This window comes from Litorivivens sp. (genome assembly GCF_057445395.1).
Window position 1 is genome coordinate 64,927 of the sequence record NZ_JBVBUV010000005.1, and the last position, 24,121, is coordinate 89,047.

Genomic DNA, 24,121 nt, shown 5'->3' on the forward strand with positions numbered 1-24,121 from the left:
CACAGGGCGCTTGAAAGACACCGGAGAGAAGGCCTCTCCCGATAAATCTGCCGTGCGATTAACGCTTGGAGAACTGAGGCTTCTTGCGCGCCTTGCGCAGACCAACCTTTTTCCGCTCCACTTCACGCGCATCGCGAGTTACATAGCCAGCTTTGCGCAGCGGGCTGCGAAGATTCTCATCGTAGTCCATCAGCGCACGGGTAATACCGTGACGGATTGCACCGGCCTGACCGAAACTGCCGCCACCGGCAACAGTGACGTTGATATCAAACTTCTCAGTCATTTCAACCAGCTCAAGCGGCTGACGCACAATCATGCGCGCAACTTCACGACCAAAGTATTGATCCAGAGGGCGCTTGTTTACTGTGATCGCGCCGGTTCCCTGAGACAGGAAAACGCGAGCCGTGGAAGTTTTGCGACGACCGGTTCCGTAGTATTGCGTAGCTGACATAGGCTTAGTGTCCGATTAGATCTTGAGTTCTTGCGGCTGTTGCGCTGCGTGAGGATGTGCATCACCAGCGTACACTTTCAGTTTCTTGAACCTGGCACGACCCAGCGGGTTACGCGGCAGCATGCCTTTAACGGCGCGCTGCAGAACACGCTCAGGGGCACGCTCGATCAGCTTCTCAAAGCTGAAAGACTTCAAGCCACCCGGGTAACCGCTGTGGTGATGATACATCTTGTCGGTAGATTTATTACCGGTAACCGCCACCTTTTCACAATTGACCACAACGATGTAATCACCGGTGTCAACGTGCGGTGTGTATTCTGGCTTGTGTTTGCCACGCAGGCGATGTGCGATTTCGCTGGCCAGACGCCCCAAAGTTTTTCCTTCGGCATCAACCACATACCAGTCACGCTTCACAGCGTCAGGGTTTGCACTATAGGTTTTCATCAATCCTGCCCCAAAGGCTCGTACGTAAGAAAGAGCGCGAATACTACAGAACCGCCCCTGCCATTTCAAGCATTTAATCGCCTAGTTCAAACGATTTTCACGGCCTGTGCTCGCGCGCCAAATAGTCGTGAGACTGCATTTCCAACAGCCGACTGACCGTGCGCTGAAACTCAAAATCCAAGCGTCCGCCAGCATATAACTGTTCCAACGGCACAGCCGCCGACAATACCAGCTTGACGTGCCGGTCGTAAAACTCATCGACCATATTTATAAAGCGCCGGGCCTGGTCGTCATTCTTGCTGCTCATCTGCGGAATATCACTGACCAACACCGCGTGGTATATCCGCGCCAGCTCAATATAGTCGTTTTGACTCCGCGGGCCGTCACACAACGCCTTAAAGTCAAACCAGACAACATCGTCCGCCACGTAACGGGCAGTGATAGGCCGCCCTTCGACATCAAGCGCCACATTGGCCAGCCCCGGCTCAGGCGACAACTTGCGGAAGGAATCCTCCAAGCCGATATCGGCCTGCGCATCCAGAGGCGAATGATAAAGCTCCGCCTGCTCCAGCGTTCGCAAACGGTAGTCTACACCACCATCCACATTGATCACCTTCGTATTCGCCTTGATCAGGTCGATTGCCGGCAGAAAACGCGCCCGCTGCAGACCATCCTTGTAAAGCTCTTCGGGGACGATATTTGACGTCGCTACCAGCACGACACCGCGCGCAAAGAGCTCTTCAAACAAGCCCGCCAGAATCATGGCATCGGTGATATCAGAGACAAAAAATTCGTCAAAACAAATCACCCGCGCTTCACGCGAAATGCGCTCCGCAATCACTACCAGCGGGTTTTTCTCCCCGGCGAGCTCCTTGAGGTCACCGTGGATACGCCGCATGAAGCGATGGAAGTGCGCCCGCATTTTGCGCTCAAACGGCAGGCACTCATAAAAGGTGTCCATCAGATACGTTTTGCCGCGACCAACGCCACCCCAGAAATAAAGCCCCTTTACGGGCTCGCGCTCCTCACCGATAAACCGGCCGAGCAGGCGCTGCACCAGACTGGCAGCGCGCTGAGTCTGCTCCAGCTCCACTAACTCATCATAGAGGCGCTGCAGGCTTTCTACAGCCTGCTGCTGTGCTGTATCGGGCGTAAAATCCGGCCGCTGAAGATCGGCTTGATAACGCTCCAGGGGTGTAGGCATGTCAGATTCTCACACATGCGATCGCCAAAGAGGGCGCAACTTTAACGATAGCCGGCCCATTTCGCAATTTTTGTCGCCTGACTACTGCCGCCATCTTCGCCAGCCGTTATACTGCGACCATAGATATCCGCAAGTGGAGTAAGCTGTGTACGAAACCCAGACTGTAGCCCTGATCGCTTTTCTGGCCCTGATTGCAGGCCTCGCCGCTGGCGCCTGGCTGGTGAACAAGCTGTCACCCTCCCACCAGAGCCGCAAGGCACTGGAATCTCATATTCAGAAGCTGCAACGCCAACAACAGGATTATCAGGAGCAGGTAAACCAGCATTTCAATCAAACTGCTGAACTGCTGAACCAGATGACCGAAAGCTATCGCGACGTACACAACCATCTCGCCAAAAGTGCCGGCGAACTCACCAGCCACGGCATCAGCCCGCTGCAGTCGCTACCCGAGGACCGCCCGGTCATCCAGGGCGAACCACTGGCGCGCCCAGCCGAACAGCCACTGGACTACGCGCCGCGCTCACCCGGCTACAAAGGTGCGCTGGACGAATCTTATGGATTGGACAAATCCAACAAAAAATCAGAAGAAACGGTAACCGCTCCCAGCGGCCTGTAAGCGGCCTTCAGGCCGGGTTATCAATATCGATAAACTCGTGCTCAATACCAAAGCGCTCGGCAAGGTGACCGGCCACCGCGCCGGCGCCGTAGCGCTCAGTCGCATGGTGCCCTGCGGCAATAAAATGAATGCCCAGCTCCCGTGCCTCATGAATGGTCTGCTCTGACACCTCACCGGTCAGGTAGCAGTCCACACCCAAGGCCGCTGCCTGCGCCAGATAGCCCTGCGCTCCGCCAGTACACCAGGCAACCCGCCTCACAGGACGCCCCCCCACAGCCTCCAACAACACGTCGCGACCCAGCACAGCGGCAACATGCGCTGCAAACGCCTGCGCACTTTGCTGACCCGGCAATTCACCATGGTTACCCACCGGGTGAGCACTGCCCGGCTGCAATCCACCGCGCACCTGCAAGCCCAACTTCGCTGCAAGCTGGGCATTGTTGCCCAGCGTCGGGTGCGCATCCAACGGCAAATGGTAGGCAAGAAGGCTGATGTCGTTCTGGATGAGCGTACGTATTCGGCGACCTTTCATACCCGTTAACACCGGCTCCTCACCGCGCCAGAAATAGCCGTGATGGACAAAAATGGCATCGGCTTCCCGGGCCACGGCCGCGTCCAGCAGACGCTGGGACGCCGTCACGCCGCTGACCAGGCGCTTGACCTGAGGTTTGCCCTCGACCTGCAATCCGTTAGGACAATAATCCTGAAAGTTTTCCGGCTCAAGCAATGCATTGGCAGCCGCAACCAGCTCCGAGAGCGCAACACCCATACTTCGTTTCCCTGACAACTGTGACACAATAGAGGCCTCCCGCTTTATAAACGGCGGCGCTGATCGCATTCTACCGCGATGCTCCGCCCGAGGGGCCAACTCTGCCAAGGATAAAGGGATGTCTCAATCGTTACGCTGGCTGTTATGGCCGGTGATTGCCGGGCTGATAACCGGCCTGGTAATTCTGGTCGCACAGAAATCGGCGCCTGCCGCACCGCAAGCCACCACCAGCACTGCACCGGGTTACGCAGAGGCATTTACCCGCGCGGCCCCCGCCGTCGTCAACATTTACACCAGTAAATTGGTGCGTGAGCAGCGCCCAACGGTTTTCGACGACCCAATCTTGCGGCACTTTTTCCGCCGGGGAAATCCGGCTGAACGCGAAAAGGTTGAGCGCAGCCTCGGCTCGGGTGTGATTGTATCTGAGCGTGGCTACCTGCTGACCAATCTGCACGTGATACAAGGCGCCGACGAAATTCTGGTGTTACTACAAGACGGCCGACAAGCCATTGCCCGCCTGATTGGCGGCGACCCGGAAACCGATCTGGCGGTGTTGAAAATTGAACTCGACCAGCTCCAGCCTATCCCGCTGGGCGACAACCGCACCACAAGAGTGGGCGATATCGTACTTGCCATCGGCAATCCCTACGGTTTTGGGCAATCCATGTCACAGGGCATTGTCAGCGCCAAGGGTCGCTACGGCCTGGGGCTGAGCAGCTACGAGAACTTCATCCAGACCGATGCGGCTATCAATCCCGGCAATTCCGGCGGCGCGCTAGTGGACCACCGCGGTCAGCTCATCGGCATCAATACGGCCATTTACACCCAGAGCGGCGGCTCAACCGGCATTGGCCTGGCAATACCGGTCGATCTCGCTCTGCGCACCATGAGCGACATTATTGAATACGGTCGTCCGGTACGCGGCTGGCTTGGACTGGAAGTGAAATCGGTCGCTCCGCAGACCGAAGGCGTGGTCATCAGCGCACTGATGCCCGGCGGCCCGGCGGCTAAAGCTGGCTTGCAAGTGGGGGATATTATCTACGCAATCAACGGTAAGTCCGTGGGTGACGGTCATGCAGGGATGAATGAGATCGCGACCACACGACCGGGAGATATCGTTTCCGTGGAAATGGGCCGCAACGGTCAGCGCCGATCGCTCGACATTGAAGTGAGCATCCGCCCCATGCCGACCAGCGCGGGCTGAAGCCTTCGGGTCGCCCTAAGGGGCGAGCGCTTCGGTGAAGGCCCCCAGCATACGCTGATTTTCCTCAGGGGTTCCCACGGTAAAGCGCAAACAGTTTTCCAGCATGGGATGAGCCCCATCGAGGCATTTCACCAACACGCCTGCGGCTTTCATGCGGGCGTGAATCGCGCGCGCTTCATCGCAGCGCAGCAAAATAAAGTTGGCTTCACTGGGCCACACTTCCACCCCCGGCATCGCCGCCAATGCCTCAAACAGCACGGCACGCTCGCGGCGAATAGTTTGGGTTTGATCGGTCAGCACGGAAAAGTGATCCAGCGCAAACTCGGCACTCAGCTGAGTCAGCACATTGATATTGTAGGGCAGCCGCAGCTTGTCCAGCTCAGTAAGCCACTCACGACCACCAATCAGAATGCCCAGACGCAACCCCGCCAAGCCAACTTTGGATAATGTGCGCATCACCAGCACATTGGGATAGTGCAGATAACTCAGATGGTCCCTATCGGTAAACGCCGTATAGGCTTCGTCCAGTACCACCAGCCCAGGACTGGCTTCAATAACGGCCTTAACCTTGTCGGCACTGAACAGGTTCCCCGTCGGATTATTCGGCAGCGCGAGAAACACCAGAGCCGGCTGCTCACGTTCAATTGCCGCGAGCATGGCTGGCAGATCGAGATCGAAATCCTCGTCCAGTGGCACCCCGCAGTACTGCATCCCCGTAAACGTCGCAATCATCCGGTACATGACAAATCCGGGCTCCGGCGCCAACACACTGCGTCCCTGCTCAGCCACAGCCATCGCCAGCAACTGGATGATTTCGTCGGAACCGTTACCCAGCAAAATATCCTGCTCGTCCGCCACACCCATCACTTCGCGCAACCTTGCCTTGAGCGATACCGCGGCCGCATCTGGGTAACGATTTAGCGCGGCCCCCTGCAGCCGCTGCTGCCAGTCAGCCACCATCGCCTCTGGCCAGCTATAGGGGTTTTCCATAGCGTCGAGCTTGACCAGTCCGTCAGCTGCCGGCACATGATAGGCCTGCAGCGCCTGAATTTCCGGCCGCACCCACTGCTTCACCAGGGATTGTCTGTCTTTCATAGGTATGGAATCACTTCGTAGGCCAGCGCATTTCTGCGGAACGCGCGTGAGCGGTCAGCGCCTCACCGCGCGCCAATACTGACGCTGTTTTGCCCAGTGGCGCGGCAGATTCCGAACACTGAATCAGCGAACTGCGCTTCTGGAAATCATAAACACCCAGCGGCGACGAGAAACGCGCCGTTCCGGACGTAGGCAATACGTGGTTTGGTCCTGCACAGTAATCACCCAACGCTTCCGGCGTGTGGCGCCCCATAAAGATAGCCCCCGCATGGCGTATCTCGGGCAACAATGTTTCCGGGGCATCTACCGACAGCTCCAGATGCTCCGGCGCAATACGATTAACCAGATCAATCGCAGTCGCCAGGTCCGGCACAGCAATCAGCGCCGCCCGCCCTTCCAACGAGGCGCGGATAATCGCTTCACGCTCCATGTCGGGCAGCAATCGGCGGATACTGTTTTCAACCGCAGCCAGGAAGTCGACGTCCGGCGAGATCAAAATCGACTGGGCATCCTCATCGTGCTCGGCCTGGGAAAACAGGTCCATGGCAATCCAGTCCGGATCGGTTTTTCCGTCGCAGACCACGAGTATTTCCGATGGCCCCGCAATCATGTCCAGGCCCACTTGGCCAAATACCTTGCGCTTTGCCGTTGCCACATAGATATTGCCCGGCCCCACAATCTTGTCAACGCGGGGGATCGTTTCGGTTCCGTAGGCCAGTGCAGCCACGGCCTGCGCTCCGCCAATAGCGAACAGCCGATCAACGCCCGCAATGGCCGCTGCCGCCAGCACAATATCATTGGCCACCCCATCCGGGGTTGGCGATACCATGATCAGCTCTGCAACACCCGCCACTTTGGCCGGAATCGCATTCATCAGCACCGACGATGGGTAGGCCGCCTTTCCTCCGGGAACGTAGAGCCCGGCCCGATCCAGCGGCCGAATCTGCTGGCCCAGCACCGTGCCATCAGCCTCGGTATAGGTCCAGGAATCCTGCTTCTGATGCTCGTGATATGCACGCACCCGCGCGGCCGCATGCTCCAGCGCCGCACGCAGCTCTGGATCAATCGCTGCCAGCGCCGCCTGAAGCTGATCCTGAGAGAACTCTAACGCCGGCACGGTGTCGGCGCTAACGCGATCAAAGCGCCGAGTATATTCCAACAGTGCGGCGTCGCCACGGCAGCGAACCGCCTCCACAATGTCGTCTACCGCGGCCTGCACCCCGGCATCGGAAACCGAATCCCAAGCCAGCAAGGCATCGAGCGCCTCACTGAAATCTGGCGCGCCGCTATCAAGGCGGCGAATCTGAAGCTCGGCCATTAGCCGCCCCTCTTGGCGACAGCCCGACGCAAACGTTCAATCACATCGGTCACAGCCTGATGCTTGCGCTTCAGCGCACTGGTGTTGACCACCAGGCGAGAGCTTACATCGGCGATGGTTTCTGCCGGCTCCATGCCGTTAGCACGTAAGGTATTGCCGGTATCGACTATATCTACAATAACGTCAGCGAGATTCATCATCGGCGCGAGCTCCATTGCGCCGTAGAGTTTGATCAACTCAACTTGCGTGCCCTGAGCCGCAAAATACTGGCGCGCCACATTTACAAACTTAGTGGCCACCTTGATCCTTCCGGCGGGCAGCGGTTTATCGCGCATCACCGCCGTCATCAGCTTGCAGCGAGCAATCCCCAGGTCCAGGGGCTCGTACATCCCCGCCGCGCCGTGCTCGAGCAGCATATCCTTGCCCGCGACACCCAAATCCGCCGCGCCAAGTTGCACATAGGTAGGTACATCGGTGCCGCGAATTACCACGAAGCGCACATGGGGTAGCGTGGTGTCAAAAATCAGCTTGCGACTTTCCGCAATATTTTCCACCGGCTCGATACCCGCTTCTGCAAACAGCGGCAGGGTATCCTTGAGAATGCGGCCCTTGGTCAGGGCAATGGTCAGCTTTTCCACAACGTGCCTATTTAATCCGCCCGTTTATTCCGCCAACCGCTGGATATTGGCGCCCAGCAATTGCAGTTTTTCCTCAATACATTCATACCCGCGATCGATGTGATAAATGCGATCGACGCAGGTTTCCCCTTCGGCCACCAGACCGGCTATCACCAGGCTCGCTGAAGCGCGTAGATCGCTTGCCATCACCGGGGCGCCACGCAATTTGTCGACGCCCTCAATAATCGCAGTGTTGCCTTCAATATTGATCTTGGCACCCATTCGATTCATCTCGTGGGTCTGGATAAGACGGTTTTCAAATACCGTCTCAGTCACGCGCGCACTGCCATTGGCAATAGCATTCATCGCCGTGAACTGGGCTTGCATGTCGGTCGGGAAGCCCGGATAGGGTGCCGTCTTGATATTGACCGATTTGGGCCGCTGGCCATGCATATTGAGTTCGATCCAATCTTCACCGGTCGTGACTTCGGCACCGGCCTCTTCCAGCTTGGACAAAACAGCTTCCAGGTGCTCAGCCTTGGTGTCTTTTACCTTAACTCGGCCACCGGTCACCGCCGCTGCCACCAAGTAGGTTCCGGTTTCGATCCGGTCGGGCATCACAGCATAGTCACAGCCGTGCAGCCCCTCTACCCCGTCAATAGTAATGGTATCAGTGCCGTGACCGGTAATTTTGGCACCCATGGCATTGAGGCAATTGGCAAGATCGACCACTTCCGGTTCACGAGCCGCGTTCTCGATGACGGTGCGGCCATCTGCCAGGGTAGCGGCCATCATCACGTTCTCTGTGCCGCCCACCGTCACCGTATCCATAAAGATATGTGCGCCCTTGAGACGGCCATCCCGGTATGCATGGATGTAACCGCTATCGATCTCTATTCGGGCGCCCATCGCCTCCAGCCCGCGCAAGTGCAGATCTACTGGCCGACTGCCGATAGCACAGCCACCCGGAAAGGAAACGTGTGCCTCACCAAAATGTGCCAGCAATGGCCCAAGCACCAGTATTGAGGCGCGCATGGTCTTGACCAGTTCGTAGGGCGCCGTCAGGTCCGTGATCGTTTCGGCATGCACCTCTATGCTGAGCTTCTCATCAATAATCAGCTCCACACCCATGCAACGCAGCAGCGCGATCATGGTGGTAATGTCATGCAGATGAGGCAGGTTGCGGATGGTTATCGGTTCGTCGCAAAGCAACGTGGCGGCCAGAATTGGCAGTGCCGAGTTCTTCGCGCCGGATATACGTATTTCGCCATCGAGGCGTTTACCGCCGCGAATCAACAATCGATCCATGGATTCCCCCCAGAGGTCAGGACTGCGCTTCAGTCGGAGTCTGCAAGCGCATGTGAACCGCGTGAACGCTACCGTCGGCGATCCACTCGTTGAGGGCAGCGTAGACCATTTGCTGGCGCTTTACCGGGCGCAGCCCGTTGAAAACATCGCCCACGATCTGCACGTGACAGTGGTTGCCGTCGGCCTCGGCTTCTATCTGACAATCGGGAAATTCGTCGGCCAGTCGCGATTTAATTGCGTCGATCAACATGCAGCGGTACTCGTAAAAATCAGGACGCGAATTGTACGCAATTGGCCGCGCAATGGCTATTATCAGGGTTGCGCCAGGTCACTGGCGCTCAAGACTCTTCGGCGACTTCGGCCAGACCACCTTCCGGCGTCACTTCCCAGTTTTCAATCACTTTGTCGATATCACCGTTAAAACGACGTGCCGACGAGGCAAACTGGCTTTGATAAGTGCGACCTAGGTTGACACCTTCAATACTCACGTTGCGCAGTTTCCACTCACCTTCCCGATTCTGGGTGAGTTTGTAGTACACAACATAAGGTTGTGGGGCATTCCCGAAAATATGCTGCTCGACGTTAACACTTCGCTCGTCCGCCGCATCCTTTGCAATGGGCAACACTTCAATCCGGTTGCCGTCAAAGGCAAGCAGGCCCTTGGCGTAAGTGCGGATCAAGCGATCCTGAAAGGTTTTGGTAAAGCGTTCTACCCGTCCGCGAAACTTTGCTTTCTCTTCAGGCGACAGGGTGTCGTAATAGCGTTTACTGCCGTATTTACCCATCACGCCGCGGGCAAAACTGGGGAAATCCACCACATCAGCCAGGATTTTTTCCACCTCGCCGTAAAAGCGCTCGGGATCTTCATCAACATAGCTGCGCGCCTCCTCAATGACCTTGGTCACGCGCTTGGTGGTATCAGAGACCACCTCATAGGGGCCCGGGGGTGACGCTGCCCATGCCGCAGAAGCTACTACCAAGCTCATCACAGCCGCGAACGCGACCGACATCATTCGTTGCACCATTGTTTTCATTAACTCCATACGTTCCACCGGTTGTCAGCGCAATTGCGCTCTAGCCGGAAAGCAAAATCCCACACAATCGACCGAATCAGGCAACTGTTGCTGAAGTTTGACCTCTCAGAGAGCGAAACGCTCCCGATTTCTAACTAGGAATTTGCGCGCCGCCCTCTTATCATAGCCAGCTATAACTGTCCGATGGTAGCAAATTCCCGTTAAATTGTTGTGAGTAAAGCGAAAATATGCCCATAGACTACCGCAGCTCGGCCCGCCGCACCATCGCCATGGAAGGTGCCGCCGTTACCGCGCTCAGCGATAAAATTGACGACGACTTTACCCGGGCCTGCGAACTCATGCTCGCCTGCCAGGGCCGCGTTGTCGTCACTGGCATGGGGAAATCAGGGCACATCGGCCGCAAGATCGCCGCTACTCTGGCCAGCACAGGCACACCCGCCATGTATGTTCACCCGGGCGAAGCCTCGCACGGGGACATGGGCATGATCACCGCCCAGGATGTTGTTCTCGCACTATCGAACTCGGGCTCGACCGCTGAAGTTATCACCATGTTGCCCCTGCTGAAACGGCTCGGCACCCCCCTGATATCCATGACCGGCAACCCCGCGTCGGAACTGGCCAAAGCCGCAAACGCCCACCTTGACGCAGGCGTTGCCGAAGAAGCCTGTCCGCTGGGCCTGGCGCCAACATCCAGCACCACAGTAGCACTGGTCCTGGGGGACGCCCTTGCCATCGCCCTGCTAGAGGCGCGTGGCTTTACCGCCAATGATTTTGCGTTTTCCCACCCCGGAGGGGCGCTGGGGCGCAAATTGTTGCTGAAAATTGAAGACATCATGCACACTGGCGCCGAAATCCCCACCGTTGCCAGTGGTACACCGCTTACCAATGCTTTGCTGGAGATGAGCAGCAAAGCATTGGGCATGACGACCATCCAGAATAGTGACGGCACGCTTCTCGGCCTGTTTACGGACGGTGACCTGCGGCGCGCAATCGATCACGGCGTGGACATACAGCGCGCCCGAATCGACGATGTTATGACCCGCAACCCACGCAGCGTCCAACCTGGAATGCTGGCCGCGGAGGCGCTCTACATCATGGAAGAAAAGAAAATTACCGCACTGATCGTGATCGACGAACACTCTCACCCGGTCGGAGTTGTTCACCTGCACGACATTCTCCGGGCAGGTGTCGCCTGATGCTGGAGATCATGCAAAAAGCAAAGAATATTCGCCTACTGGTCACGGATGTGGACGGCGTGCTGACCGATGGCAGCCTGTATTTCGGCAACAGCGGCGAGGAAATCAAAGCCTTCAGCATCCTCGACGGCCTCGGCATAAAGCTGCTTCGCGACACCGGCATCGACACTGCCATCATTACCGGACGGGTTTCGGATCTGGTTGCGCGCCGCGCCGGCGAGCTGAAAATTTCAACCATCTACCAGGGCCGCGAGGATAAAATCACCGCGTTGCGGGAACTTTCTGGCGACTGCGGCATTCCATTATCACAGATCGCCTATGTCGGTGACGACTTACCGGACCTTGCCGCCATCCGCGCTGCCGGGCTCGGTGTGGCCGTGGCCAACGCCCACGCTTTTGTCGCTGAACACGCCGACTGGCAAACCAGTGCGCGTGGCGGCGCAGGCGCAATTCGCGAGGTCTGTGAACTTATTATGAAAGCGCAGGACACCCTGCTGGATGCCTGGGAGCAATATCTCTAGCCATGGCTCAATCCTCAAGACGTGTTTATCGCAGCCTGTCGCTGCTTGCCGGGCTGGGTGGCCTCACCCTGCTATTGCTGACTGTGATGGACTATGGCGATAGCGGCAGCATTGGCGTCAACGCAAGCGAAGAGATTGACACCCTGCGTCAATTTGACTCCTACCTGCTCGAACCCCGAGGCACCACCTATCGACTGAATGGCGAAGTTGCCTACCACTGGCAAGCAACCCGCGCTAATCGCATGCGCAACGGCGAGGTGCTCCTCTACGAACCCATTTACAAAGGGCTGAAAGAGGGAGATCAGAATTGGACCGCCACAGCGCGCAAGGGCAATCTATCCGCAGACGGGCAGGAACTGGCACTGGAACAGGATGTGTTGGTCAAAGACTTTATTCACGATGCGGTGATCCGTTCACCCCGATTAAAACTCAATATGGCAGACAACTTGATTGAAACAGATGCACCGGTTCGCTTCACAAGCCCCAATGCCATTACCACGGCCACCGGCATGCGGGCAGCAATGGATGCGGAACGTCTCGATTTTATGAGCGACGTACGAGGCGTATATGAGAAGCCCTGAGCTATTGATTCGACTGACGGCGACGCTCTCCTTCGCGCTCGCTCTGGCAGCCAATGCAGAGACACCGGCACTGGTAGAAAACAACCGCGCCCCGATCAATGTGAGCGCCGATCGCGCCACCTATGAAAACGGTCGCGGTATTTATGAGGGACGGGTTGAGCTGCGCCAGGGAAACCTGGCAATCAATGCCACGCGACTGGTCATAGACGAGCAGAATCGGCAGGTAGACCGCATTCTGGCGGTCGGCGCGCCGGCCGCACTCAACCAGGCCAATGGCTCGGTGCATGCCGAGGCACGCAGTATCGAGTATTTTGTGGCGACCGGCAAAGTGATACTCACCGACAAGGCCGTCATCCAACAACAGGGTTCTGAAATTCGCGGCAATCGCATTGTCTACGACAGCCAAAAGCAGACCGTCGAAGCCGAAGGTGAAAAAGGCGCGGAACAGGAGCGAGTCAACATGACGCTGCAACCGCGTGCCAAAGACACGCCCCGCACTGACGAGCCGCAGAATCCTTCTCCGGCCCCGCAGCCCTCGCAACCCCCGCAACCGGAAAGCGATTATTGATATGGCCCTGCTGAAAGCCGAAAATCTCGCCAAAGCCTACAAAGGCCGCCAAATCATCAAGGATGTATCGCTGGAGATACGCAGTGGTGAAATTGTCGGCCTGCTCGGCCCGAACGGCGCCGGCAAGACCACCTGCTTTTACATGATTGTCGGCATCGTCAACGCCGACAACGGCCAGATTACCATTGACGACCTCGACATAACCGCCCAGAGCATACACGGTCGCGCGCGTCACGGGCTCGGTTACCTGCCACAGGAAGCCTCCATTTTTCGCAAGTTGTCGGTCGCAGACAACATCATGGCCATCCTGGAAACCCGCAAGGAACTCAGCCGCAAACAGCGCAAGGCTATGCTGGAAGAATTACTCCAGGAATTCCACATTACTCACATCCGCGACTCCGCCGGCATGGCCCTATCGGGCGGCGAACGCCGACGCGTAGAGATTGCCCGGGCGCTGGCTACTGAGCCGAAATTCATCCTGCTGGACGAACCCTTCGCCGGTGTCGACCCCATCTCGGTCAACGACATCAAAGATATCATTCGCCACCTCCAGCGCCGCGAGATAGGTGTACTGATCACCGACCACAATGTGCGCGAAACGCTGGATATCTGTGAAAAAGCCTACATCGTCGGCGAAGGGAAGATTGTTGCCGAAGGCAATGCCGAGAAGGTGCTGAATGACCCTGTGGTCAAAGACATCTACCTCGGCCACCAATTCACTCTCTAGCCACATGTCAACCTTAAGCGGTTATTTTTTAACCCTTTTAGGCACGGGTATTGCAGGGGCGCAAAGGCCGGACTACACTTCAGGCAAGAGAGTGCAACCCTCTCACCTGTCCAAGTGGTATCGGTAATGAAGCGCCTATGAAACAATCGCTACAGCTCAAAGTCAGCCAGCAGCTGACCATGACCCCCCAGCTGCAGCAAGCGATTAGATTACTCCAACTCTCCACTTTAGACCTGCAGCAGGAAATTCAGGCCGCCATTGACTCCAACCCCCTGCTGGAAGTTAACGAAGACGACAATACGCCCGACCGCGACAATGGTGACGCGGGCAACGACACCGAACCCACAGCCAGCGCCAGTGAACAGGAAACCGTCAGCGTTGACGAAACATGGAACGATGGTATTCCTGAAGATCTGCCTGTCGACAGCCGCTGGGACGACATATACCAGCCCACCTCTTCGGTAAAACAGCCCAGCGGCGACAGCGGTGATCAGGATTTCGTAGCGCGCAGCAGCAGTAACGAGTCCCTGCAGGATCATTTGCGCTGGCAGTTGAACCTCTCCCGCATGTCAGACACCGACCGCTTGATCGCCATGGCTATCATTGACTCAATAGAGCCCGATGGTCGCCTGACCTGCACTGTCGACGATATCTTGGCCAGCCTGGTAGACACCAGCGGCAGCAGCGAGCCGATCGAAGAAGATGAAGTGGTCGCGGTGTTGCACCGGGTACAGCAATTTGATCCGCCAGGGGTAGCAGCACGGGATCTGCGTGAATGCCTGCTGATTCAGCTGCGTCAACTGCCGCCCGACACACAATGGCTGAAACCGACCACCGATATCGTTGCGAACTTCCTGGATTTGCTTGGTTCGCGCGATTACAACCAATTGATGCGGCGCGCCCGGGTGAGCGAAGACCAGTTGAAGGAAATCCTGAAACTGATACAGACGCTCAACCCTTCACCCGGAGTCATGATTTCTCCGTCGGAAACCGAGTACGTGGTGCCCGATGTATTCGTCAGCAAACGCGAAGGCGCCTGGGTGGTGGAATTGAACCCTGATATCGCCCCAAAACTGCGCATCAACGACCACTACGCCTCTCTCGGCAAGCAATGCAGCGGTGCCGACAGCAGCTATATCCGCGACAACCTACAGGAAGCGCGCTGGTTTCTGAAGAGCCTGCAGAGTCGCAACGAGACCTTGATGAAAGTGGCCAGTAAAATTGTTGAATATCAGCGTGGCTTTCTAGAATATGGGGACGAGGCCATGAAGCCCCTGATTCTGCACGATATCGCCGAAGCGGTTGAAATGCATGAATCTACGATCTCGCGCGTTACCACCCAAAAGTACATGCATACCCCGCGCGGTATTTATGAGCTGAAATATTTTTTCTCCAGCCATGTATCAACCGATGCTGGCGGAGAATGTTCATCCACGGCCATTCGCGCCCTGATCAAAAAACTGATTGCTGCAGAAAACCCAAGAAAACCCCTCAGCGACAGTAAGATCACTGCACTACTGGCCGAACAGGGAATTCAGGTCGCCAGGCGCACCATCGCCAAGTACCGTGAGGCAATGGTGATTCCGCCCTCGAACGAGCGGAAACGGCTGGTCTGATACGCCAGCTCTGGCTGGCAAACCCCGGAATGGGCGGCTGGCCGCCACTCCGGTTGGCATTGATACGAAAAGGAGCGATTTATGCAAATCACTGTAAGCGGTCATCATGTCGACGTTACTCCTGCCTTGCGCGATTACGTAAACACCAAACTGACTAAACTCCAGCGCCATTTCGACAATATCACCAACACAGATATTACCCTGACTGTTGAAAAGCTGGTTCAAAAGGCCGAAGGTACCGTCCATGTCGCTGGCGCAGATTTATTTGCTGCCTCAGAATCAGAGGATATGTACGCCGCCATTGATCTTCTCGCTGATAAACTCGACCGCCAGCTGATCAAACACAAAGAAAAAAACCGCGGGCACTAACTAACCCCGCAAGGAGCGGAGCCACTGGCTCCGCTGCCGTTTTGCCCATTAGGGAAATTCACTACTCATGCAGTTAGATCACTTTCTTACTCGGGAACGCACATACTGCGGCGCCGCCAGCACCAGCAAAAAGCGCCTGCTTGAAGATGTCGCTGAGTTCATCAGCGGTGACGTGCCCGCTCTGAACGCCCAGGAAATTTATTCCCAGCTGCTCAATCGGGAACGATTGGGCAGCACCGGCATTGGCGAAGGAGTCGCCATTCCCCACTGCCGTGTATCGAACTGCTCCAGTATTGTCGGCGCACTGATCACACTCAAATCCCCAGTGGATTTCGATGCCGTCGACGACAAACCGGTAGATATCCTATTTGCCTTGGTAGCACCAGAAGAGGGGCACGATGAGCACCTCAACGCGCTGGCGACTATTGCCGCCCGCCTGAATGATTCCAGTTTTCGCGACAGTCTCCGCGCGGCAAACGATGCCGACGAACTGTTTAAAGCCGCAACCGGATATTCTCTGCCAACATGAAACTGGTCATCATCAGCGGCCGCTCCGGTTCCGGCAAAAGTGGCGCGCTCAATCAGCTGGAAGACGAAGGCTACTATTGCATAGACAATCTGCCGCTGACGCTGTTAGCTGATCTGGTGCGAGAACTCTCGCGCAGCCAACAGAGTGAATACCACAATACAGCCGTGTGCATCGACGCCCGCAACACCGTGGCTGAGCTGGCCAACTTTGATGCCATCGTTAACGAAATCCGGCCACTGGTGGACCTGCAGATTGTGGTACTGGACGCCGATGACCAGACACTGGTCAAACGCTTCAGTGAAACCCGGCGCCGCCACCCCCTCAGCAACAAGGAAGTGGCACTGGCCGAGGCACTGCGCGACGAACGCGCCCGTCTCGAACCGATAGTTTCGACGGCAGACCTCACCATCGACACCAGCGGCCTGACCATCCATCAATTGCGCACGGTGATCAAGGAGCGCGTCATCGGCGGTGAAGCCATTGGCATGACGGTACAGTTAATGTCTTTTGGTTTTAAACGCGGACTGCCTGTCGATGCCGACTTTGTGTTTGATCTACGCATGCTACCCAACCCACACTGGGATGAATCGCTCAGACCTCAAACCGGGCTCGACGAGGGCGTGCAAACCTTCCTTAACAGCAAGCCGGAGGTTGAGCGCATGCACATCATGATCAGTGAGTTTCTCTTTGCCTGGTTGCCGGAACTGGCTAAAGGCAACCGCAGCTACGTGACCGTTGCTCTCGGTTGCACAGGCGGACAACATCGCTCAGTATACATGGCCGAACGATTGGCCCAGGTACTCACCGGCCAGCCTTTCAATCTGCAAGTTCGCCACCGCGAGCTACAGGATAAGAAGAACGCCTGACGCGCAACCCAGCAGGATCAATCGTATCCATGGCAAAGTCCCAGCTAACCATCATCAACAAACTCGGCCTGCACGCCCGGGCCGCCGCCAAGTTTGTTTCCACCGCCACCGCCTTTGGCAGCAAAATTTCGGTCAGCGCCAATGGCCAGACCGTAGACGGCAAAAGCATCATGTCAGTGATGATGCTGGCAGCCAGCCAAGGCACGGATATTGAGTTGGAATGCGTGGGCGATGACGAGCAGGAAGCGCTGCAAGCCATAACAGATCTGATCAATCGTCGCTTCGACGAAGCGGAATAACCCCACAAAAACCTCCAAAAACCTTTCAACTCGCTGACGCAAGTTGTTGAAAGATAAACTTTCAAGGATAATCAATTCCTGACCGAAATTTCCCCGGGCAAGGTGTTGCTATGGCGCAAAGTAGCGAGAAAACGCTTCCCCAGAGCCATCTGGAAGAGCTCAATGCCGCGCTAAGCAGCGGTGAGTTCCTGCCTATCCGGCGGATGCTGAACAGCCTGCCGTCCGCCGACGCCGCCCACCTGATCGAATCCACGCCACCCAAAATCCGCGCAGTGCTATGGCAGTTGGTGGACCTGGACAACGAAGGCGACATAATCCCCTACCTCAGCGACGAGGTTCAGGCGCAGTTTTTGAAAGACATGGACGCGGAAGAAGTCGCGGCCATTACCGAACGCTTGGAAGCCGACGACCTGGTCGACATTCTTCAGCAGCTGCCGGATCGAGTCATCCAGGAAGTGCTGTCGTCCATGGATCACCAGGATCGACAGCGCGTTGAGCACATCCTCGCCTATGCCGAGGACACCGCCGGCGGCCTGATGAACACCGACACCATTACGGTGCGCCCCAATATCACCCTTGACGTGGCGCTACGCTATTTGCGCCGCCACGAAAATCTGCCAGAGATGACTGACCACCTGATTGTGGTGAGCCGCTCAGATGAATACATTGGCGTGCTGCCCCTGCGCCGGATTCTGGTCTCCGATCCCAGCGTTACCGTGCGCGAAGTCATGACCACTGACTTTGAAGCCATTCCGGCAACACTGGCAGATACGGAAGTGGCCAAACTGTTTGAACGACATGACTGGGTCTCTGCACCGGTTGTGGACGAGGCCGGACGCCTGGTGGGCCGAATCACCATCGATGACGTCGTCGATGTTATTCGCGAAAGCGCAGATCATTCCCTGCTCAGCATGGCCGGCCTGGACGAGGACGAAGACACCTTCGCCCCGGTCAGCAAAGCTGCTCCCCGCCGGGCGATGTGGCTCGGCATCAACCTGATTACCGCCTTTATCGCCTCTGCCGTGATCAACGTATTTGAAGGCACCATCGACAAGGTGGTGGCACTGGCGGTATTGATGCCCATCGTCGCCAGCATGGGCGGTGTCGCGGGCACCCAGACACTTACCGTGGTTATTCGCGGCATGGCACTTGGCCAGATCAGCAAAAACAACAGCCGCTGGCTGGTCACCCGGGAACTCACCGTTGGCGCCATTAACGGTGTAATCTGGGCTATTGTGGTGGCGGTAGCCGCCACCCTCTGGTTTGACGACCCCCAGATCGGTATCATCATTGCCGCTGCCATGGTCATCAACCTGATCACCGCAGCACTTGCCGGCGCGCTGCTGCCCATGATCATGCAAACCCTGAAGATCGATCCTGCATTGGCGGGCGGCGTCGCATTGACCACGGTAACCGATGTTATTGGCTTTATGTCATTCCTCGGTCTGGCCACCTATTTTTACGCCTGAAGAGCCCCCATGACCGACGACTCGTTTGACGAACGCCCCAGTAAATCCGAACGCAAACGGCAGATGCACGCCTTACAGGCACTAGGTCAGGAAGTAGCCAGCCTGCCCAAAGGCGAACTGTCGCAGATGCCCGTACCTGATGAACTGCAGGAAGCCATCGCCACAGCCCGGCGTATCAGAAGTCGCGAGGCGCTGCGTCGTCAGTACCAGTATATCGGCAAGCTAATGCGCAAGCTGGACACCAGCGAACTCGAAGAGGCCATGGCAACCCGGCGCGAGGAAAACCGACAACTCGACCGCAGCTTTCATGAGCTGGAGGCTTGGCGGGACCGCCTCATCGCTGAAGGCATGCCTGCCATCGACGCGCTGAAAGCCGAGCTACCCGCCGCGGATCGACAGAAGTTACGGCAGCTCACTACTCGGGCCCAGCAGGAAAATCAGCGCGGCCAGCCGCCCACCAGTGCCCGCGCCCTGTTTCGCTATCTCAGAGAATTGAAAGAAGAGGATCTGCGCAGCAGCTGGTAAAACCGGACGGATTACTGGTCGGTGGGGGGCGCCACTGTAAAACGGGCATGGTCTGCCACTGGCATCGAGCGCCGCCATTCACGTTGATGAGTCACATTCCAATCGGCCATAACCACCGCTTCACCATAGCCCGCCTCCGCCAACACCTCACCCCAGCCATCCACCACTGCCGAACAGCCCGACGTCATACGCTGCCTTGAATGAAGCCCACCCTGATTGGCGCCAACAGCCACACATTGGGTTTCAACAGCCCGCGCGCGCAGAAGCAATGACCAATGCGCCAGCCCGGTTTTGCGCGTAAATGCCGACGGAACCGCCAGCAGCTCCGCGCCCTGCTCCTGCATCCATTGAAATTGGGCCGCAAAACGCAGGTCGTAGCACACCGCGACACCCAGGCGGCCCAAAGACGTGTCGACCACACAGGGTGCCAGCCCCGGCCGATAGTCCCGAGATTCACAGTAGCGACCCTGCGCATCACCTACCGCAGCATCAAACAGATGCATTTTCTGGTAACGCCCCAGCAGCGCACCGTCTTCACCGTGTACAAAACAAGTGGCCCAAGCGCGGCCATCGTCACTAGCTACCGGCACTGTGCCCCCAACCAGAATCACCTGTTGGCTTCGCGCCTGTGCTGCCAGCCAGCTCTGCAGGTACCCCTGACTGCGTTCCCGTGCCGCCAATGGTTTGAGCTGCGTGGAATCGCCAAACAGCGCAAAACTCTCGGGAAGTACAACCAGACGGGCATCGTCCGCACGTGCCTGCGCTATCAAGCGCTCAGCTACCGCCAGGTTATTGTCGATGTTCGCACCAGATACCATCTGGATCGCCGCCAGCTTCATTTGCGGCGACCACCGCGCCGCATTGCTTTGGGCTTCTCAGTCTCTTTTGGCACTTCAATTGACAGGGTCTCACCGAACAAGCGCTTGAATTCCAGCTCCGGCTGCTGCCATGGACCGTTCACCGAATATACCAGCGTCGAGGCTTTATCCACCTGTTCCTCAAACAGTTTGCTGGCAATATATACGCCGGCCGCTACCGGCAAGCCACTGATAAATGCAGCTACCCAGGGCAGGTTGCTGCCCAACGGCAGGGTGGCCAGCAATTCCATATCGGTCAGGTCCGTATGAAAATCCAGTGAGCCACTGATACGAAAGGTTGACGAGGGGCCATCAATTTCGATGGCCTTGGGCATGACCATCACGCCATTGCGAAATTGCATGGTTCCGCTAATGCGATCGTAGTGAATACCTTTTTCAAATACGTCCTTGAAATTAAACTGCAGCCGCCGAATGACATTCGCAAAATTCAGCAAGCCAACCATACGCAGCGTGCCGGACGCTGCATCTGAGCCACGCAGGAAGCGTCCGTTACCGAATTCCATCGCTATCGATCCCGACAGCAAAGAAGCCGCCACCATATCAGGCGGAGCCGGCCAGGACAGATTGAGATCGGCCTGGCCTCTGCGACTCTCCATGACCCGCTCAAACTGCCAGTTGTTCAGCACGTCACCGACATTGGCCACACTGATGCGGCCGGTAAGCATCGTGAAGTGACCATTGGCATTGCGTTGCCAGCGCAGTGACAGAGGCCGCTCATCACTGCCGAGCAGCAATCCTCTCAGATTGCCGCGAATATTGTGCAGCGTTGCACCGCCATCTTCCTTGCGCAAAAAGAATGACAGACTTCCCAAGGCCTGGTTATCCAATGCAAGAGACTGAATCGAAAAATCCACCTCCGGCACCTTGTCCAGCTCAATCCGGGAAAAAGGCGAAGCCTTCAGACTGGCATCCTCGCTCGTATCCGACGCAGCCTCAAGCGCGTTCAGCGCCGGCAGGTTGAAATGCTGAAGGGTAACGACGAGCGGACCCTGCTGCGGAATTTCCATCGTCCCAAGCAAGCGTCGAGACTGCATAGACAGCTGCCATGACCCACTGCCATCCTCGCCGTTGTTCGCATCAAGTATTACGTCTTGCCAGGTTCGGCCAATAGCGTCCAATCGCGAAATGGACAGGTCTTCCACCACAATTGGCAGTGCCTGATCTGATTGAGACGCTGTGCGCGCATCAGTTTTGGCGGTCGAAGACGAAGGCTTTCGGGCCAGCGACGCACTCATCTCCTGATAGCGCTCAAGCACTTTTTGCCACTGTTCAAGCTCTGCATAACCGAGTTCACCCACAACCATAAACTGGTTGCGCGGTGGCGGCGGAATCGACTGCCCCCCGACTGAAAAACTACCACCGCTCAGCGCCCCGGCGTCATCAAAGGCGAGCATGAGACGCCCCAGTTCGTCGATATTCAAATCCAGGGTGAGCGGCTTAGCACTCAGTGGTATGTCCAGTTCCAGCAGCCGACTTTCGTCGGCAGGCTTACCCAGACTACCCGGCAGATCAATCGCGATGCCGAATAAATCCGACGACGCTTTCAGGAAAGTGCGATCGGCACCTGCTGAAATATCAACATTGAAGGGTGCGACTCCGCGCGCAAAGCCAATCATCGGTTGCTGCAACCAGTCGCGAATGTCGGCCACATCAACATCACCCTTGGCGTTTACCAGCACAGGTTTGCCCGGACGCTGATCAATTGCGACCGTCAACGCTCTGCCAAATAGCTCTGCATCGATACGCTCAGACTGCAGCCCCTTGTCGCTATCAAATACCAGCGGCCCCCGCACCTTGGACAAGGTCAGGTTCAAGCTCTTCATAGTCAAATGCTCTGCCGTCATCCAGGTATCAACCCGGACCGAGGGATCGGCACCCGCCGACAGAGGAAGGTCCAGATTAAGCCGGGCTGTCACGCGACCGCGGCCCTGCCAGTCATCGAAGGTAGCGCCAACCTGTTCACGCAGCGCGGACTCTCGCACGACTTTCAGCGCCGAGTTTAATGGACTCACCGCTTCGGCGGAGACCCCGAGCATTAACGCATCTCCGCGCTGCCGAATATCGACATCCACGTCAGACAGAGCGACATCGTTATAGATACGCGCATTTTCTGTACGCACCGACACCGTCCGACCGTCCAGCCACAAATCAACATCAGCGCCACTCAGCGCTGGCCAGTCGGGATGGTAGTCCAGCGCCACCTCGCGCCCCTGAACAACCAGCTGGATGGACTTGTCGCCGTCGTTTTTCAGCGAGCCGTGATAGAGAAAAGCCGCCGCCGGAATTTGCCCGCTGAGAATACTCTGGTCAAGCCACTCCTTCAGGCCAGCACTCAGCACAGCCGGTATATATTGCTCCCGTAAACCGACATGACCACCCTTGAGACCGACAATAAGCCCCATGCGCGGATCATTATCTGCGTCTTTAACCACCGGTATATCTAGCGCGATACGTCCGCCAACTCGTGCCGCACCATCGCGCGCTGAAATCCTGCCGCTGCGAATACTAAGCTGGTCATTGTCCAGCGACCAACGCAACCGGGTTTTCAGGTGCTGTAACTGCAAGGGGTTTGCGTACACTGGCGCCAACCCCAAGGAGAAGTTTTCGGCATTAATGGTCAACTCACCGCCACGAATTCCAGTCTCGATATAGCCATCAAGACCGCGAGCCGACGGTACACCGCGCCAGGATTCCAGCGCCACTGCCGCCAGCTCACCCCGAATACGCACTGCGTCAGGTGCCGCCAACGGTATATCAGCCACGAGGTTTTTCACCCGCCCCTGAGGTCCCAACTCACGCAATAGCTCGCTTATCGCCGCAGGCAATGCCCCCGAGTCGGTTAAGCGTTTCTGCGACAGCCCAATATCAAGCGATGGCATACCCAGCTGCAGGACGCCCTCGTTGGCGGTCACAAAGCGAAGTTGAGTACCGGACCAGTCGACATATTGGTTTTCCCAGTAAAAATCCAGCTCGGAGAACCAGGTGCGCGCTATGCCCTGACGCATCTCACCACCAAAGACCAGATTGGCACTGCTCAGTATCTGATCTTTTGCCCACAGTTTGCCCAAGTGAAGTTCTGGCACCTGCACACGGCCCTGCCAGGTCGCGCGATTACGGCCATTCAGGTTAAACCAGACCTCTCCCCGCCCTTCGATATCCCCCAGTGGTTTATAACGGCCTAGCAACGGCGCAATAGAGGAAAAGGTACTGTTTTCAAGTCGCAGATACGCCGCCAGAGTAAAATCTTCCGAGCGCGGATCGCCCGACAGTTCTGCGATCAGGCGTGTCGTTTTCGAACCCTCAATGCCAAGCCCGGCTTTCAGGCGACGAAAATTCTCTTCGCCGGCAAGTCGCAAGCGCTGCCCCCAGAGATTTGCACTTTCACCATTGGCGTAATGTAACGTCACCGTCAGAGCACTGATCTCGGCTTCACGAATTCCCAGCAAGGTGGAAACAAAATCAACATCGGAGGGCGCATTGCCCAACAGTGGGCGGCCGGCAAAGTGCCAACCTGTTTCGGTTTCGTAGAAATGAAGTTCAAGGGTCTGCGCATGTAATTCAAGCAGGTCGACAAACCCGCGCCGGATAAATCCGGAAAGAATTCCCAGCTTGCCACGCCCACCGGATAGAGTGGCGGCCGGTTCACCGTCGTGCGTCAGCTCTAGATTAGCCAACTCCACCACTGGCGACAAACCGCTCCAGTGCGCTCCCAGACCGTGATAGCTCAGTTCTGCACCAGTGTTATCGTGCACCCACTGCACCAGCTGGGGCGCATAACCGGGCAGGTACTGTATATAATAGCGCCCAAGACTGGCATAGAGCGCCAACACCACCAGCACTAGACCTGCAGTGATCCATGCTGTGCGGTACAAACGATAAAAAAACCGGGTAAAAAAGCGCCTCGCCACCACTAGCCT

At 57.0% G+C, this 24,121-nt stretch carries 26 protein-coding genes; 14 read left to right on the plus strand and 12 right to left on the minus strand.

The features are described 5' to 3' along the window. Positions 1 to 58: 58 nt before the first annotated feature. The 3 genes from rpsI to zapE all read right to left on the minus strand — a co-directional run bounded on the left by rpsI (position 59) and on the right by zapE (position 2,099). Positions 59 to 451 (minus strand): 30S ribosomal protein S9, encoded by a 393-nt coding sequence (rpsI, locus tag AC222A_RS03205; RefSeq protein WP_372750257.1) that lies wholly within the window; start codon positions 449 to 451, stop codon positions 59 to 61. 15 nt (positions 452 to 466) lie between these two features. After that, positions 467 to 895: a 50S ribosomal protein L13 gene (gene rplM, locus AC222A_RS03210; protein ID WP_486774628.1), complete on the minus strand. Its 429-nt coding sequence runs from the start codon at positions 893 to 895 to the stop codon at positions 467 to 469. Positions 896 to 992: 97 nt separating this feature from the next. Beyond that, positions 993 to 2,099 (minus strand): cell division protein ZapE, encoded by a 1,107-nt coding sequence (gene zapE / locus AC222A_RS03215; protein ID WP_372750259.1) that lies wholly within the window; start codon positions 2,097 to 2,099, stop codon positions 993 to 995. Between the two features lie 145 nt (positions 2,100 to 2,244). Here zapE and AC222A_RS03220 point away from each other — a divergent pair, with 145 nt between their 5' ends. After that, entirely contained in the window at positions 2,245 to 2,715 is a 471-nt protein-coding gene (locus AC222A_RS03220; protein WP_372809610.1) for a Z-ring associated ZapG family protein, read from the plus strand. Between the two features lie 7 nt (positions 2,716 to 2,722). Here AC222A_RS03220 and AC222A_RS03225 read toward each other — a convergent pair whose 3' ends face one another. Continuing rightward, entirely contained in the window at positions 2,723 to 3,484 is a 762-nt protein-coding gene (locus AC222A_RS03225) for a Nif3-like dinuclear metal center hexameric protein (RefSeq protein WP_486774629.1), read from the minus strand. 118 nt (positions 3,485 to 3,602) lie between these two features. On the opposite strand from AC222A_RS03225, the gene AC222A_RS03230 reads away from it, so the two are divergent. Continuing rightward, positions 3,603 to 4,688 (plus strand): trypsin-like peptidase domain-containing protein, encoded by a 1,086-nt coding sequence (locus AC222A_RS03230; RefSeq protein ID WP_372797391.1) that lies wholly within the window; start codon positions 3,603 to 3,605, stop codon positions 4,686 to 4,688. A 15-nt stretch (positions 4,689 to 4,703) separates the two neighbouring features. On the opposite strand, the gene hisC is transcribed toward AC222A_RS03230, so the two are convergent. From hisC to AC222A_RS03260, 6 genes are all read right to left on the minus strand, one after another. Next, positions 4,704 to 5,783 carry a histidinol-phosphate transaminase gene (hisC, locus tag AC222A_RS03235; RefSeq protein ID WP_372809613.1) on the minus strand — a complete coding sequence of 360 codons (1,080 nt, stop codon included), beginning with the start codon at positions 5,781 to 5,783 and terminating at the stop codon, positions 4,704 to 4,706. A gap of 10 nt (positions 5,784 to 5,793) precedes the next feature. Continuing rightward, positions 5,794 to 7,101 (minus strand): histidinol dehydrogenase, encoded by a 1,308-nt coding sequence (gene hisD, locus AC222A_RS03240; protein WP_372750232.1) that lies wholly within the window; start codon positions 7,099 to 7,101, stop codon positions 5,794 to 5,796. After that, on the minus strand, positions 7,101 to 7,739 hold the full coding sequence (hisG, locus tag AC222A_RS03245; protein ID WP_372758907.1) for an ATP phosphoribosyltransferase: 639 nt from the start codon (positions 7,737 to 7,739) through the stop codon (positions 7,101 to 7,103). Before hisG ends, hisD begins: the two co-directional genes overlap by 1 nt. A 24-nt stretch (positions 7,740 to 7,763) precedes the next feature. Next, the gene (murA, locus tag AC222A_RS03250; protein WP_372747995.1) at positions 7,764 to 9,026 is read right to left on the minus strand and encodes a UDP-N-acetylglucosamine 1-carboxyvinyltransferase; all 1,263 of its coding nucleotides are present in this window, start codon (positions 9,024 to 9,026) and stop codon (positions 7,764 to 7,766) included. 16 nt (positions 9,027 to 9,042) lie between these two features. Next, positions 9,043 to 9,276, minus strand: a complete 234-nt coding sequence (locus AC222A_RS03255; RefSeq protein ID WP_372747996.1) for a BolA family protein — start codon at positions 9,274 to 9,276, stop codon at positions 9,043 to 9,045. Positions 9,277 to 9,364: 88 nt separating this feature from the next. After that, positions 9,365 to 10,069, minus strand: coding sequence for an MlaC/ttg2D family ABC transporter substrate-binding protein (locus AC222A_RS03260; protein ID WP_372747998.1), 705 nt, complete (start codon positions 10,067 to 10,069; stop codon positions 9,365 to 9,367). Between the two features lie 218 nt (positions 10,070 to 10,287). Here AC222A_RS03260 and AC222A_RS03265 point away from each other — a divergent pair, with 218 nt between their 5' ends. From AC222A_RS03265 to yjgA, 12 genes are all read left to right on the plus strand, one after another. Further along, positions 10,288 to 11,256 carry a KpsF/GutQ family sugar-phosphate isomerase gene (locus AC222A_RS03265; protein ID WP_372747999.1) on the plus strand — a complete coding sequence of 323 codons (969 nt, stop codon included), beginning with the start codon at positions 10,288 to 10,290 and terminating at the stop codon, positions 11,254 to 11,256. 11 nt (positions 11,257 to 11,267) lie between these two features. Continuing rightward, on the plus strand, positions 11,268 to 11,777 hold the full coding sequence (locus AC222A_RS03270) for a KdsC family phosphatase (RefSeq protein ID WP_372809615.1): 510 nt from the start codon (positions 11,268 to 11,270) through the stop codon (positions 11,775 to 11,777). Positions 11,778 to 11,779: 2 nt separating this feature from the next. Then, on the plus strand, positions 11,780 to 12,358 hold the full coding sequence (gene lptC, locus AC222A_RS03275) for an LPS export ABC transporter periplasmic protein LptC (protein ID WP_372748001.1): 579 nt from the start codon (positions 11,780 to 11,782) through the stop codon (positions 12,356 to 12,358). Then, positions 12,345 to 12,926: a lipopolysaccharide transport periplasmic protein LptA gene (gene lptA / locus AC222A_RS03280; protein ID WP_372797385.1), complete on the plus strand. Its 582-nt coding sequence runs from the start codon at positions 12,345 to 12,347 to the stop codon at positions 12,924 to 12,926. Before lptC ends, lptA begins: the two co-directional genes overlap by 14 nt. Before the next feature lies 1 nt (position 12,927). After that, the gene (gene lptB, locus AC222A_RS03285) at positions 12,928 to 13,653 is read left to right on the plus strand and encodes an LPS export ABC transporter ATP-binding protein (protein WP_372748003.1); all 726 of its coding nucleotides are present in this window, start codon (positions 12,928 to 12,930) and stop codon (positions 13,651 to 13,653) included. Positions 13,654 to 13,790: 137 nt separating this feature from the next. Beyond that, positions 13,791 to 15,269 (plus strand): RNA polymerase factor sigma-54, encoded by a 1,479-nt coding sequence (locus AC222A_RS03290; RefSeq protein ID WP_372748004.1) that lies wholly within the window; start codon positions 13,791 to 13,793, stop codon positions 15,267 to 15,269. 81 nt (positions 15,270 to 15,350) lie between these two features. After that, positions 15,351 to 15,638: a ribosome hibernation-promoting factor, HPF/YfiA family gene (hpf, locus tag AC222A_RS03295; protein WP_372748005.1), complete on the plus strand. Its 288-nt coding sequence runs from the start codon at positions 15,351 to 15,353 to the stop codon at positions 15,636 to 15,638. A 67-nt stretch (positions 15,639 to 15,705) separates the two neighbouring features. Further along, positions 15,706 to 16,167 (plus strand): PTS IIA-like nitrogen regulatory protein PtsN, encoded by a 462-nt coding sequence (ptsN, locus tag AC222A_RS03300; protein ID WP_372748006.1) that lies wholly within the window; start codon positions 15,706 to 15,708, stop codon positions 16,165 to 16,167. Then, positions 16,164 to 17,033 carry an RNase adapter RapZ gene (gene rapZ / locus AC222A_RS03305; RefSeq protein WP_372748007.1) on the plus strand — a complete coding sequence of 290 codons (870 nt, stop codon included), beginning with the start codon at positions 16,164 to 16,166 and terminating at the stop codon, positions 17,031 to 17,033. Before ptsN ends, rapZ begins: the two co-directional genes overlap by 4 nt. Positions 17,034 to 17,062: 29 nt before the next feature. Then, positions 17,063 to 17,332, plus strand: coding sequence for an HPr family phosphocarrier protein (locus tag AC222A_RS03310; RefSeq protein ID WP_372748008.1), 270 nt, complete (start codon positions 17,063 to 17,065; stop codon positions 17,330 to 17,332). Positions 17,333 to 17,442: 110 nt separating this feature from the next. Beyond that, a complete protein-coding gene (gene mgtE, locus AC222A_RS03315) occupies positions 17,443 to 18,801 on the plus strand; it encodes a magnesium transporter (RefSeq protein ID WP_372748009.1) in 1,359 nt (452 codons plus the stop codon). A gap of 9 nt (positions 18,802 to 18,810) precedes the next feature. Next, positions 18,811 to 19,326, plus strand: a complete 516-nt coding sequence (gene yjgA / locus AC222A_RS03320; protein WP_372748010.1) for a ribosome biogenesis factor YjgA — start codon at positions 18,811 to 18,813, stop codon at positions 19,324 to 19,326. Between the two features lie 11 nt (positions 19,327 to 19,337). Here yjgA and AC222A_RS03325 read toward each other — a convergent pair whose 3' ends face one another. Together AC222A_RS03325 and AC222A_RS03330 are read right to left on the minus strand one after the other, a co-directional pair. Next, entirely contained in the window at positions 19,338 to 20,165 is an 828-nt protein-coding gene (locus tag AC222A_RS03325; protein WP_372797363.1) for a carbon-nitrogen hydrolase family protein, read from the minus strand. After that, the gene (locus AC222A_RS03330; RefSeq protein WP_486774630.1) at positions 20,162 to 24,112 is read right to left on the minus strand and encodes a YhdP family protein; all 3,951 of its coding nucleotides are present in this window, start codon (positions 24,110 to 24,112) and stop codon (positions 20,162 to 20,164) included. The genes AC222A_RS03325 and AC222A_RS03330 overlap by 4 nt, the downstream gene beginning before the upstream one ends. Positions 24,113 to 24,121: the final 9 nt, after the last annotated feature.